This is a genomic window from Endozoicomonas montiporae CL-33 (genome assembly GCF_001583435.1).
Classification (GTDB): Bacteria; Pseudomonadota; Gammaproteobacteria; order Pseudomonadales; family Endozoicomonadaceae; genus Endozoicomonas_A; species Endozoicomonas_A montiporae.
On sequence record NZ_CP013251.1, the window covers coordinates 4,942,598 to 4,955,058 of the forward strand.

Sequence of the window (12,461 nt, forward strand, 5' to 3'; positions counted from 1 at the left end):
CATTGAGCTTTCAATTCAATCTCTGGCACACTGGCTCTCTACCATTGGAGGACAGCAGACCATGAGTGAAATTGTTCTGGAAAACAATAATAGAACCACCACCAGTGTGACCGGAATACCGGCTTTAGACACGGAAAGTACACTGACAGGACTGTTACACAAACAGCGCAAAGCTTTCCTTCAAAACCCCTGCCCTTCTGCCTCAGAACGCCGCGGCTGGCTGCAACAACTCAAACAGGCTCTGCTTAATCATAAGGAAGAACTGATTCAGGCTATTGACGCTGACTTTGGCGGACGCTCCCGCAATGAAACACTGATAGCAGAATTTATGTCTTCTCTGGGAGATATTGCTTATGGGAGCAAGCACCTGAAGAAATGGATGAAACCGAGCCGTCGTAGTGTGCCTCTGCATCTGCAGCCAGCTTCTGCCAAGGTCCTTTATCAGCCGGTTGGCGTTGTCGGCATTATTGTGCCCTGGAATTACCCGTTGTTTCTGGCTATGGGGCCGTTAGTCGCGGCTTTGTCGGCTGGCAATCGATGCATGTTGAAACTGTCCGAATTTACTCCGGAAACGTCAAAACTGACGACAGAGATTATTGCCAAAACCTTTCCGGAAGATCTCATCACTGTGGTGAATGGCGAGGCCGACGTTGCCGCCGCGTTCTCGAAACTGCCTTTTGATCACCTGTTATTTACCGGTTCTACATCGGTTGGCAAGCATGTCATGCGCGCCGCTGCCGACAACCTTACACCTGTCACCCTGGAGCTGGGCGGCAAATCACCAGTGCTTGTGGATAATGACTTTCCATTGCAGGAAGCCGTTGAGCGCATCTGCTATGGCAAATCCCTGAATGCCGGTCAAACCTGTGTGGCGCCGGATTATATCCTCATTGAAAAGTCACAGCAGCAGGCGTTCATTGACGCCTATATAAAAGCGTTCCGCACCATGTACCCAACGGTCAGTGGCAACCCGGACTATTCCGCGATCATCAATGAGCGTCAGCATGAGCGTCTTCAGTCGTTAATTCAGGATGCGAAAGACAAAGGGGCAACCGTGGTGACTCTGGATGATGAAAGCATTACAGACGGTTCCCGTCGCATGCCTCCACACCTTATCGTGAATGCAACAGACGATATGGAAGTGATGCAGCAGGAAATATTCGGTCCACTGCTTCCCGTCATTGCCATCGAAAATCTCAACGAAGGTATTGAATTTATTCGTGCCCGACCACGCCCTCTGGCGCTGTATTACTTTGGCTCCAGCAAAGAACGTCAGGAACAGGTTCAGCAAGCAACACATTCCGGCGGTGTCTGCATCAATGAAACGTTGATGCACGTGGCCATTGACGACATGCCATTTGGCGGAATCGGTCCGTCAGGCATGGGGCATTATCATGGGCATGAAGGATTTCTGACCTTCAGTAAAGCCAAATCGGTACTGTCCAAAGGGCGGTTTAACTCTGCAAAGCTGGTGTTTCCTCCCCACAACACCAAGCTCAAGAAGGCTATCCTGAAATTTATTTCATCATAGTAGCCACCAGCTCTACCGTTGAGTCGCCCCGGGAGGCTTGTCCAGGGTTATAAATTTGAGCCTGAAGGCTGATTTCGTTACGATTGTGCCCTGATTTGCTAACACAACCTCCGCTCAGGAGGGTACAGCAGGAAAAGCACTTTCAATGAGCAAAGTTATCTATCCTGGCACTTTTGACCCGATCACGAAAGGCCATATGGATCTGGTCGAGCGCGCCGCTCGCATCTTCGACGAAGTGGTTATTGCGGTGGCTGCCAGCCCCAAAAAACAACCGTTATTTGATCTGAATGAAAGGGTTCGGCTGGCCGAGGAAAGCACTGCTCACCTTGATAATGTCAAGGTCACCGGCTTTAGCTCCCTGTTGGCAAACTTTCTGGAAGAGCAGCAGGCAACCGTAATCCTTCGGGGTTTACGCGCTGTCTCTGATTTTGAGTATGAATTTCAGATGGCGAACATGAACCGTGTTCTGGCGCCAACTGTAGACAGCCTGTTCCTGACCCCTGCCGAGCAGTATTCGTATATCTCTTCTACTCTGGTGCGTGAAATCGCTTCCCTGGGCGGAGACATTACGAATTTTGTAGACCCTTGCGTTGGCAAGGCTCTGGCTGAGAAGTACGGTCAGAAAGACTGAATGAGTCCGAACAGGCTTTTCGGAGAAGACCCCCATGGCTTTAGTCATTATTGACGATTGCATCAACTGCGACGTTTGCGAACCCGAGTGCCCAAACAGCGCCATCTCCCCGGGAGATGAAATCTATGAAATTGACCCGACACTGTGTACCGAGTGTGTGGGTCATTACGATGAACCACAGTGTCAGAACGTCTGCCCTGTGGACTGCATTGAGCTGGATCCTGAGCACAAGGAATCCAAAGAGGAGTTGATGGAAAAATACACCATCATCACCAGCGCAGCCTGATCTCAGACGGCTAAAACAAAAGAGGCATTGTTTCTGACAATGCCTCTTTTGTTTGTATTTGAAAGTTATAGCAATCGCAGCTGTTAGTAGCAGCTATTGAATAGTCAACTAACTCAACCTGCGCAGATCACCCAGCTTACCGTCGTTGCTATAGGATATTTCAAACGTTCCGTGAATGCCTTCGCGGGTAACGTGTTGAAGCAGGATGTCGTAAGGCAGACTCATGGTAAACCCTTCTCTGGTTCGCACCTGAACACGATGTTTTTTTCCTTTGTAATAGAGCAGAACCTGCTCAGAGTTCAGACTGATTGAAAACACTGCCGTGTGCATGCTGCCTCCATCCCGTGAATGATTAGCTTATATAGTAAAATTTAGCAGGTTATCAGCTTATCTTCTGCCTGTGTGAAAAAAGCATAATTCATTGATGCAAAAGGCTTAGAAGTTGTTCATCAGAATATAAAAAAGCCCAAATGCCATTAAAGCATTTGGGCTTTCATCAATCAGGCCAGTGGTTTACTGCCCCTGATCAGGCTCAGGAGGCATAAGACCTTCCGGCATTTGCATATTATCCGGAATCTGCATCTGCTGCATAACCTGATTAATAGACTCGCGGATGCTGGCAATCATGGCCTTGTAACCTTCATCGAAACCACGGTAGAACGCAATATCAGTCGCTTTCTGCTCTTCCTGCTGCTCCCCTTCAGGCCGGAAAATCGCCGGTTGCTTGCCTTCGGGGTTTTCACCACTAAAGAAGGATTCCATGGAGGTTGGCACCGTCAGGGCAACACGTCCGCCTGCCATGTAACCATCGATGAAACGACCTTTCAGGAATGGATTATCGCTGTTGCCAACACCGGCAACCCGATAGGCATCCTCAGCTTCACACCAGCGATCCTTATATTCACTGGCCTGTTTGCCATCCCGGCAGTCATATTCAAGAAAGCCCAGCTGTTTTACGACGCCATTGTAACCGGCGCGATAGCCAGCCTCGAGAGGCTTCTCATTCTGCCCTTCCAGCGCTTCCCGGCTCACAGTGCTGGCCTCAGCACGGCGGGCATCGTTGATACCCTGACGAAAGCCAGTCAGGAAAGTGCCAAAAGCCTCTTGATCAGCTGCCACAGAACTGGCATCAAACAAAGCTTTGGCCTCGCACCATACCTGTTTCAACGGATTACTGCTGTCAACCACAGAACAGTCATAAGATTCTTCAGCAGTAATGACACGGCTGTCATCAACCACCGGAGCCACTTTTGGGCATTCTTTAGGCTTGCTGCATCCCTGCAAAATGGCTAAAACAGCCACTGCGGGCAGAAGACCTACCGAAACAACTTTACGCATTCAATTCTCCTTCCGGGGATTAAGCACTGGGTATCTTTGCCTCACGGTGACAGGGAATTCCTATAACTCAGCCGGGATAACAACGATGCAGGCTCGATTTAGTATTTGTTCACCATCGTTTGACGGGGCTGAGTAAATATAGTTCACAAAATGAACCATTTTCTTTTCTGGTCGGAATACTCTGAACTAATACTTAAAAAGGCTGTTTTTAAGCTGTACTCCTGTCCCAAAAGAACATAATGCCTGCCAGTTCTGCGGAAGTTTTTGTCTGAATAGAGATAAAAGTTGTTCAAGCGAGCAATCGACACCACAGGCAGGCAAGGCCAGAAGCTCATTATTCAGCATGAGTTTAACCGTGTGCTTCCCCTGATAACCCTTTACAACAATGTCCAGATGAGCGCCATAACCGACGTTTTCCGATCGGGGCAACCCCATAATCGCCAGAAAAGTCAGCAGGTTAATATCACTGGCAACATACAGCACAAAGCGTTCGCAACTTTTTCCCTGACAGGATTGATAGTTACTCAGCGTTTTGACGAGTTCCTGAATAAAGTTGCCACTCAGCAGTTGCAACATTTCCTGATCCTGAACCAGCTTCTGAAAAAACCAGTCCAGCAGACCCAGTAACTGCTCCTGATCTTCAGGAGTCAGTTTGTCAGGCAGCGGGATGTTATAGAGCTTGCGTATAAGAAGCGCATCCATCAGAGGTATCAGGGAGTAAATCTGTTTTGGCTTGTTAGCGACTTCAGCCCAATATGAAAAACGTGTTCCGTAACTGGCTCTTTTTTTTTGCCATTCATCGCTGGCTTCCAGTGACTCCATGCGATTTACAAAGCCCGGGCAGATGTGATGGGCGCTGAATAAGAAATCAGATTCCGGCGGATAAGCAAACAGTGGCGGAATCTGTGTTTGATCTGGCAGTCCAGTGGGTGCAACACCAGCGGGATAAAATCCCTGCAGGATGGCATTGGCAGACTGAATAGTGCGATTCAGTCCTTTTGCGATATGACGGCTATAACCACTGTGCCAGGTTGCCGGAAGGTTATCCTGAAAATAACGCTGCCTGAGGTTTTTTCCCAGTTCGAAACATTGTCTGGTCCCCTCGACGGTCAACTCGCCTTTACCCATAGGCCAGAGTTCCTCATTCAGGGGAACCCTGGGAGAGCGATCACCATGACGCACCAGACTGATCAAAAAATCCGGTGTATCCGCAATGGCAAGATGGGGCAACAGGTGAATGGCTGCCATAAAAACAAACAACACATTCCGGCCAGAAAGATTATTCATTATTCTGTTCGCTTTAGAATTAGCCTTGCGCACAGAATAGAAAAAATTTTCTGATTAACCAGTGTTCACTGTGATTATTCCAATTCCGCTTTCTAAATATGACCATGAGCAAGTCATTCTGGATTGCGGAACAATACCCTGAAGGGCATAAAGGCGGAACGACAAGTAATAGCGAGCTACTTGTGCCCTTTGGGTATTGCGAGGAGTTCCAACGCAGCTTCAGTGATTCAGAATGGCTGCGCAATTCATAATTAGAAAGTGGAATTGGTACTAGCCCGGATATTTCATAAACAAGCAGCAACTACCATCCCATCCTCTTAATTTTGGACTTTTCCGCAAGCCTGTTGCTCTGTTAACCATGTGAAAGACATTGCAGCCCATACTTGCTTACAGATTAGACGCTAATCAACGAATCCTGCTATTTCAGGATAACGGAAAGCCCCAAGGCTCTTTCATCTGGTTGCTATGTACCTTGATTGAGTCTTATGAAAGTTGCTACCCAGGTCGAAGTATCGGCATCTGGTAAAAGACTTCTGTCACATGCTGCAAAAGCCTCTTGAATGGGCAGCTACGCGGCAGATGAAGTTTAATTCGGTCTTTATATTCAACCACTTTGACTGCAACTTTACAGAGCTTCATGATCACCGTTGATGGCTGCGCTTTTTCCAGCTCCGTACCTTTCAAAGTCTTGGTTCTTAACTCATAGTGCAAAACATAAGCGGCACAGGCATAAAACATTCTCAAATGGTTAGCCAAAAAGCCCTGATCGGACAATCTGTCGCCGGACAGATCACTTTTCAGATGTTTGATGAAGTTCTCATCCTGTCCTCTTGGACAGTAAAGCTCTTCATAAATTACCTCTGGAGAAGCTTCCTTCATCGACGTCACAATGAAACGAGGGTTGTCGCCTTTTTGGTTGACCTCCGCCTTGTAAATTATCCGGGTATCGAGACCTTTCCAGCTCTTGGCCTGGTATTCTGCTTCCCCGTAAAGTCTGAGCCGATCAGGTTCTGGCATGTTGTTCAGTCTTGCCAGCTCAGTCTTGACCTTCAGAGCTTGACGCGCTTCATCCAACAACTCTTTGGCTTTTGGCCGCAAAGCCGTTTTGTGGCCTGCACCTTTGCCCAGGACATAATCCGAATGAGGGGCATTCTGAACCACCCACATTAACTCTGGTTGAGCGAAGTGGCTGTCTCCCCGAACCAGTAGATGGGTTTTCGGCCACTTTTTCCGAAGCAGCCGAATGACCCGTTCGAGAATGGCTGCATTTTCCTTGCCCGTTGGGGTTTTCCCCGGACGAAGAATCGCCGTAATCAGCTTGCCGCTGAGTCCCTCAAAAATCATCAGGGGCAAGTAGCAGTAGTCCTGATATTTGGCATTAAACAGGTTCATCTGCTGGCCACCATGAGTAATGGCCGGTGTATGATCAAGATCGATAACGATCACCGGAGGTGGCAGCTTGTAACTGCTGATAAAGTGATGCACAAATGCTTCAGCCATCCTGTAAATGTCGGAGCGGGTCATAGATTGTCCCAGCCGGGTAAAAGTGGGCGCTGATGCGAGATGGTTATCGCTGTCCAACGGATTGCGACCAGTGGCCAGTTTGAACATAGGGTCTTTACGCAAACGGTTACTGTCGTTGGCATCTTCATAGCCGCAGGCCATTTGCAGAACCCGCTGAACCAGAAGTTCTTTCAGGGAGTGGTCGATATAGGATTGATGGCGTCTGTCATTGATGGCATCAGTCATTTTGCAGATAAGACCGCTCTGCAGAATGGTTTCCCGTAGCAGCAGAGTGCCAAAGTCAGAAGATAACTCCCCACCATTGAAGTCTGCCCGGATGGTTTTTCCATTTGAGGGATGAAAACGAAGCTGTTCTTGTGTAGATTTGGGCATGGCAAGTTCCGGTTTGCTTCTTCCGAAGCTTTCTTTTGTTCGACCCAATTATATCAAGTGATTGGGCGGAACTTGCCTCCTTTTATGAAATATTCGGGCTAGTTAGTGCCTGTCAGAAAACCTCTGAAAAATGGCAGTCGTTCCTGGCCGACAGAAGTTGATAACGGCTGGATTTCAGTTACCAGACGAACAAAGGATGTTTTTTGTACTGCGCTGCTCAAAATACAACCTGATTCGACTATCTACGAGCACAGTAATCTCTCATGCTTGGCATGATCAAAAGTAAACTGACGGGAGCCTGACTGAAAGGCTACTGACGATCTCTGGTCAGCAGAATTTTACCCAACCGCTTCAGGTTGCTGGCGACAACAGCCAGTGCGACATACCGCTCAAAGCCTTCTATCCCTTTATCCGGGCATTTGTCGAGACCATTCGCTTCCAGTGCGTTGATATCGGATTCAACGGCTGAGTGCTTCCTTCTTGCCCGGATAAATTCCGGGTGGCATTCCCGTTTTTTGTCATTGGCTGACAGCCTGCCTTTCTTGGGAAGAACTGAATGCTCCAGAAGAACTTCCAGCTTTTCAAGATTGCCCGGACTCCAGAAGCCTTTGTCGTAGCTCACCTGGCTTAATGTCGGGAACCGCTTTTTGGCAGCCTCGGCCATAGGTACTGTAACCTGGTCGTCTGTTTGTTTTTGCATGACCTGATGATGCAAAGTAAAACCGAACTGATCCTGCAACACGCAGACCCGTAACCCCAGTTCAACCGGAGTTCCGGCTTTGCCTTTGCTGATCCATTCTGTATGAGGCTCAAAGATTGAGAACACCTTCTCATTATGGGGAATCTGCTCATGTTCTATCACCCGTCGGTAAATCAGGTTTATCTGGTGACGGCTGTGGGCTATGTGGTATTTGAGGTTTTCCAGCCTTGGCTCATCCGGTTGTTTTTTCAACAGCAAGGACAAGGTCGTTTCAGCTTTGCGGACAATTGAAAGGCTGTACTTTATGTACTCAAGGTGAGCCATTTCAATGTCGTGCTGCCGCTGCTGTTGTTTCAGTTCACAGGTTGCGCTGGAATGCTTCAGGTTTCGAGCCTTGTTGTAGCGTTTGCGATGCTGGTCTTTAAGATATTTGCTCTGACGCCAGCCCGGAAGCTGGTACTGATTGGAGAGAGCGTATGCAAACTCAATGCTTTTACGGCAAGCGTCGCTCAGAAGGCTGATATCCGTGGGGAAATGGACATCGGTTTTGACTACGAAGGAATCGGCACGGCCATGTAGCGGCTCATCTTTTTTTTAACCAGCTGGTGACCTGCATCCACCGTGACCTGGTTAATCTGATCCAGTATCTCCGGTGTGAAGAGGCTGATGTTATCCTGCAATGTTTGTATGTGGTAGGAATGGGTACAATATGGGCCGTGACCGAGCATTTTCCGTAATGTCCCATGTTCATTAGCCAACTCTTGCAAGCGGTCATAGTCACAATTAGTGACAAGGCGCAGAGTGCCGAAAACCAGAATGTTCCAGAGGTCCATACCGGGACGACCGTTGTGCCGACTGGCAGGAATCATGTTCTCAAGCACCTGAAAAACCCTGTGTCGCAGATCAGGTGTTATCCAGATATGTTGCAGCCCCCGAAGCAGACGGGGAATGTCGTCTCTGGACTTGGGATTAAACGTGATGGCGGAGATATCAACTTCGCCCAACTGCATTTGTGGGTTGATGGTTTGGCGCATAAATGTGGAAACAGCCTGTTTTGGAAAATCTTCGAGTACTATATGGGGCTACAGGCTGCTGTTTTCAAGTGTTTGTGGGTTTTCGGACAGGCACTAGTTAATGCCCATGGCCTGTTTAATAATGAGCTCTTTAATAAAATGAGAATCATTAACCAGGTTTAACCCGGTATTTCGCAACCAGCGTACACCAATATCATCTGCATGAAACAAATGCTGAAAACCATCCATCGCTGCCAACATAGCCATGTTGTCAGCTATACGCTGACGCTGATAACGACCCAGAATATGAGCGCCTGAGAAATCATCTCCACGCCGATGGGCACGAATTAACTCTTTAGCCAATGCCTCCACATCCTGAAAGCCCAGATTAACACCTTGTCCTGCCAATGGGTGAATGGTGTGACAGGCATCCCCCACTAACACGACACCATCCCTGAAGTAGTGTTTGGCATGTCGATGCTTTAGAGGAAAACGATGCTTTTGACCGGCACTGACAACATGACCCAGGCGATTCTCAAACACCTCGCCCAACGTTTGGCAGAATGCGGCATCATCAAGCAACATCACTTCATCCGCTCGTTCGGGCAACAACGACCAGACAATCGAACAATAATGTTTGCCTCCCTGATCTGGCAGGGGCAGAAATGCTAACGGACCCGAGTCCAGAAATACTTGCCACGCGGTATCCTGATGTTTTTTTTCAGTTTCAACCGTCGTAACAATCGCGTGATGCAGGCAATCCTTCTGCGACTGTGGGATACCCGCCCACTGCCGGACTGCAGACTCAGCACCGTCAGCCCCCACCAGCAACTGACATTGCAAAGGCTCACCGTCTTCAGGCAACACTTCATAACCGTGTTCAAGTTGTCTGAATGCCAACCTGCCCGTCGCTTCTATTCTCTCGACAGCAGTGCTTTCCAGCCCCTGTAACAAAGACTGACGAATCACCGGATTCTCGACAATGTAACCCAGCTGTGGATAACCCACCGAATCCGCATCAAAGGAGATTTCTCCGGTGCCTTCACCATCCCACACGGTCATATGCCGATAAGGGCAGACTCTCTGGGAGACCATGATGTCCCAGACTCCCAGATTTTTTAACAGTTTTACCGAAGCATCCGTAAGGGCACTGACTCTGGGTGAATAACTTTCGTCAGCCGATACGAGTTCAGGCTTCAGACTGTGCTGATCAATAACAGCCACCCGCAGGGAGGTTTCACTCAGACTTAACGCCATAGCGGCGCCCACCATTCCACCACCAACAATCACAACATCGAAGTTCTGCATGGCTAACTACTCCTTCCCTGACAGGATCAAAGACCCATGGCTTTTCGGGCAAAGCGGGTTTTCAAACGACGACTGACATTTAATCCGGCCAGACCAAGATTTCGAGCCAGAATCACGCCGGTTTCTTTTCGGGCAAACAGCTTGACCAGATTGTCGCAGAAATCCAGTGTCAGATTCTGATCCCGTTTCTGGCGTTCAACATACTGTAATAACTGACTTAGCTCGCCGGGCGATTTTCCTGCTGCCAGAGAATGATCAATGGATTCAACCAGTGCCATGGTATCGCGAATGGCCAGATTGTACCCCTGCCCCGCAACAGGGTGCATGGCATGTGCTGCATTCCCCAGAACCACCAGACCGGGACGCACCTGCTCTCGGGCAACGTTTAATATCAACGGATAACTGTTTCTCTGTCCTAACCGGATAAACCGACCTGCCCGAGAGCCAAACAACTGTTGCAATTGATCCAGAAATGCCTGGTCATCCAGAGCCAGATACTCATTAATCTGTCGGTTAGGTACCGTCCAGACCATACCGCAGCGATGATCACCCGCTTCAGTGCCTTTCAGTGGCAACAGTGCCATCGGACCTTCTCCGGCAAACCGTTCGTAAGCAATGCCCGCATGGGAGCGATCCAGAGAGACGTTGGCGACCAGTGCGTGTTGCTGATAATCAAACTGTTTGCGGCTTATCTTCAGCTTGTCCAGCAACGGTGAACGACCGCCATCGGCAAGAATGGTCAGGTTTGCCAGAACTTCGCTGCGACCTTCTCTTCCAGCTACCTCAACCGCCATACGGGCTTCTGGCAAAGGTTTCATGCCCGTGACCTCGGCTGGGCTGAGTACTTCAATCAATTGCTGATCACGGAAACCTTTTAATCGTTCAAGCAGCACCTTGCCAAGACGAAAATTCTCGATGACATAGCCCAGGGCCGGAACATTTTCTGCCTGGTGATTAAGATGAGTCTGGCCAAAATGGCCCTTGTCGGAAACGTGGATATCAAGAATAGGGGTGGCGTCATCAGACAGGTCTTGCCAGATACCCAACTGATCATAAATAAGACGTGTGCCGTATGAAAGCGCCGAAGCCCGAGCATCATAGCTGGGAGGAGAATCCCTTGGTTCGTCAAGATCGTGACTTTCAACCAGCCCGACTTTAAGCCGGTTAGCCCTGATAACCGGTTCCAGTGCACATAACAGACTGGTGCCAACCAGCCCCCCTCCGATAATCAGGATATCGAACTGCTTCTCCGTCATATCTCCCCCGATTGTCCAGCCACACATTACACACTCTTTATTGATACGAAATAGTATTCGAAAAAGATGGCTCAGGGCTGTTTGTATTTATTATTTAATGGTTTATTAGTGCAAGCTGCCGGTTTCAGCAGATGTCTGCTTACCAGCATCTTCATCGGCATTCATTTCAGCAAAGACGTTGAGCAGTGCCATGCGCACATATTCGCTCACTTCCAAAAAGAAGCGCTCGGTTTCATCACTTTCGTCCGATTCCTGAATCTGGGCGATTTCGGAAAAATCGTGCAGAATACCATTCAAATCGTCGCTGAGCTTCTTGTTGGCAGCACTCTCGCCAAAGCCTGACAGAAAGCCATGGCACCATAATCCCAGTGCTTCGGTTCTTTGTTCCATGGCTTCTTCATCGTCTGGCAAGAGCACCTGAATACCAAAATCCCCCTGCTCCAGTTGCGAACGGGTGCTTTCATACATCACTGCAAACTGCTGCAGGCTGACTTCATCCAGCGGTTCATCACCGAGCATTCCTGCTACCTGCCGTTGCCAGGCTTCCACACCCGGACGCTCTCCACCCGCCAGCAGGCCACACAGCAAGCCGTGCAGCTCGGAAGGATGGCTGCCTCCGCCCAGTTCCACCAGACGGTCTGCCAGTTCATCAAAAAGGATGGGGCTCTGACCCCTTTCACTATGAGACATGTCTCTAAACCTGATACATCAATGCAGGCAGTTTACCAGATAATGTGATCTTTTCTCTTTCATACTGGTCAGTACACACTGAAATTCATTCAGCATGACCAATGTGATTAAAATAAACTGCCCGTCATATATATTTTTGAAGCACATACTGCTTGCAAGAGTATAAAACCACCGCCACCCAGTAGCTTCACAAAAAGTAGCTTCACAAAAAGTAGCTTCACAAATGGATTACCATGCTCGTTACCCTTTATTTCTTGAGGAAGCTTTTCTGCTTTATCTAAATGTGCCAGCAAAATCGATGCAAATGGGTGTTTGCTACTCGAATAGACCGGACATAAAGTCTCTTCAATGTCTGTTTCTTTATTTTGACCAAATTCTGAATGAAAAATAATACGAGGCGTTGTTGCTTCTCCACCCCACCCAGCCATCACGAAAGGCTGATCGCAAACCAGGTCGAAAGCTTCTTACGTACGTTCATATCAAATTTATGATTTGATACATCTTCAAATTATAAAAATTAAACTC

The 12,461-nt window shown here is 48.6% G+C and carries 12 protein-coding genes; 3 read left to right on the plus strand and 9 right to left on the minus strand.

Annotation, left to right across the window (positions count from 1 at the left end; all coding sequences use genetic code 11):
• Positions 1-61 precede the first annotated feature (61 nt).
• The 3 genes from EZMO1_RS22790 (at position 62) to EZMO1_RS22800 (ending at position 2,448) form a co-directional block, all read left to right on the plus strand.
• Positions 62-1,531, plus strand: coding sequence for a coniferyl aldehyde dehydrogenase (locus EZMO1_RS22790; RefSeq protein WP_082212278.1), 1,470 nt, complete (start codon positions 62-64; stop codon positions 1,529-1,531).
• 145 nt (positions 1,532-1,676) lie between these two features.
• Positions 1,677-2,162, plus strand: a complete 486-nt coding sequence (gene coaD, locus EZMO1_RS22795) for a pantetheine-phosphate adenylyltransferase (protein WP_034877977.1) — start codon at positions 1,677-1,679, stop codon at positions 2,160-2,162.
• Between the two features lie 34 nt (positions 2,163-2,196).
• On the plus strand, positions 2,197-2,448 hold the full coding sequence (locus EZMO1_RS22800; RefSeq protein WP_034877976.1) for a YfhL family 4Fe-4S dicluster ferredoxin: 252 nt from the start codon (positions 2,197-2,199) through the stop codon (positions 2,446-2,448).
• A 108-nt stretch (positions 2,449-2,556) separates the two neighbouring features.
• On the opposite strand, the gene EZMO1_RS22805 is transcribed toward EZMO1_RS22800, so the two are convergent.
• The 9 genes from EZMO1_RS22805 to EZMO1_RS22850 all read right to left on the minus strand — a co-directional run bounded on the left by EZMO1_RS22805 (position 2,557) and on the right by EZMO1_RS22850 (position 12,364).
• Positions 2,557-2,778, minus strand: a complete 222-nt coding sequence (locus EZMO1_RS22805) for a DUF2835 family protein (RefSeq protein WP_034877975.1) — start codon at positions 2,776-2,778, stop codon at positions 2,557-2,559.
• Positions 2,779-2,961: 183 nt separating this feature from the next.
• A complete protein-coding gene (locus EZMO1_RS22810) occupies positions 2,962-3,786 on the minus strand; it encodes a hypothetical protein (protein ID WP_034877974.1) in 825 nt (274 codons plus the stop codon).
• Positions 3,787-3,972: 186 nt separating this feature from the next.
• Positions 3,973-5,073: a histidine phosphatase family protein gene (locus EZMO1_RS22815; RefSeq protein WP_034877973.1), complete on the minus strand. Its 1,101-nt coding sequence runs from the start codon at positions 5,071-5,073 to the stop codon at positions 3,973-3,975.
• A gap of 495 nt (positions 5,074-5,568) precedes the next feature.
• Complete coding sequence (locus EZMO1_RS22820) at positions 5,569-6,969, minus strand: IS1380 family transposase (RefSeq protein WP_034873155.1); 1,401 nt, start codon at positions 6,967-6,969, stop codon at positions 5,569-5,571.
• A 310-nt stretch (positions 6,970-7,279) separates the two neighbouring features.
• Positions 7,280-8,703, minus strand: a protein-coding gene (locus EZMO1_RS25955) for an ISNCY family transposase (RefSeq protein ID WP_244886717.1) whose coding sequence is annotated in 2 segments (ribosomal slippage) — positions 7,280-8,259 and positions 8,259-8,703 — 1,425 coding nt in all. Because the reading frame shifts where the segments join, the coding sequence is not laid out codon by codon here.
• Between the two features lie 93 nt (positions 8,704-8,796).
• Positions 8,797-9,990 (minus strand): UbiH/UbiF/VisC/COQ6 family ubiquinone biosynthesis hydroxylase, encoded by a 1,194-nt coding sequence (locus EZMO1_RS22835; protein ID WP_034877972.1) that lies wholly within the window; start codon positions 9,988-9,990, stop codon positions 8,797-8,799.
• 26 nt (positions 9,991-10,016) lie between these two features.
• The gene (gene ubiH / locus EZMO1_RS22840) at positions 10,017-11,246 is read right to left on the minus strand and encodes a 2-octaprenyl-6-methoxyphenyl hydroxylase (protein ID WP_034878704.1); all 1,230 of its coding nucleotides are present in this window, start codon (positions 11,244-11,246) and stop codon (positions 10,017-10,019) included.
• A 105-nt stretch (positions 11,247-11,351) separates the two neighbouring features.
• Complete coding sequence (locus EZMO1_RS22845; RefSeq protein WP_034877971.1) at positions 11,352-11,936, minus strand: UPF0149 family protein; 585 nt, start codon at positions 11,934-11,936, stop codon at positions 11,352-11,354.
• 107 nt (positions 11,937-12,043) lie between these two features.
• The gene (locus EZMO1_RS22850) at positions 12,044-12,364 is read right to left on the minus strand and encodes a C2 domain-containing protein (RefSeq protein WP_034877970.1); all 321 of its coding nucleotides are present in this window, start codon (positions 12,362-12,364) and stop codon (positions 12,044-12,046) included.
• Positions 12,365-12,461 lie beyond the last annotated feature (97 nt).

Bases quoted from the DNA above. Each gene is read 5' to 3' on its own strand.
- coaD (WP_034877977.1), top strand. From the start codon at position 1,677: ATGAGCAAAGTTATCTATCCTGGCACTTTTGACCCGATCACGAAAGGC.
- EZMO1_RS22790 (WP_082212278.1), top strand. From the start codon at position 62: ATGAGTGAAATTGTTCTGGAAAACAATAATAGAACCACCACCAGTGTG.
- EZMO1_RS22850 (WP_034877970.1), bottom strand. From the start codon at position 12,364: ATGGCTGGGTGGGGTGGAGAAGCAACAACGCCTCGTATTATTTTTCAT.
- EZMO1_RS22810 (WP_034877974.1), bottom strand. From the start codon at position 3,786: ATGCGTAAAGTTGTTTCGGTAGGTCTTCTGCCCGCAGTGGCTGTTTTA.
- EZMO1_RS22820 (WP_034873155.1), bottom strand. From the start codon at position 6,969: ATGCCCAAATCTACACAAGAACAGCTTCGTTTTCATCCCTCAAATGGA.
- EZMO1_RS22835 (WP_034877972.1), bottom strand. From the start codon at position 9,990: ATGCAGAACTTCGATGTTGTGATTGTTGGTGGTGGAATGGTGGGCGCC.
- EZMO1_RS22845 (WP_034877971.1), bottom strand. From the start codon at position 11,936: ATGTCTCATAGTGAAAGGGGTCAGAGCCCCATCCTTTTTGATGAACTG.
- ubiH (WP_034878704.1), bottom strand. From the start codon at position 11,246: ATGACGGAGAAGCAGTTCGATATCCTGATTATCGGAGGGGGGCTGGTT.
- EZMO1_RS22815 (WP_034877973.1), bottom strand. From the start codon at position 5,073: ATGAATAATCTTTCTGGCCGGAATGTGTTGTTTGTTTTTATGGCAGCC.
- EZMO1_RS22800 (WP_034877976.1), top strand. From the start codon at position 2,197: ATGGCTTTAGTCATTATTGACGATTGCATCAACTGCGACGTTTGCGAA.
- EZMO1_RS22805 (WP_034877975.1), bottom strand. From the start codon at position 2,778: ATGCACACGGCAGTGTTTTCAATCAGTCTGAACTCTGAGCAGGTTCTG.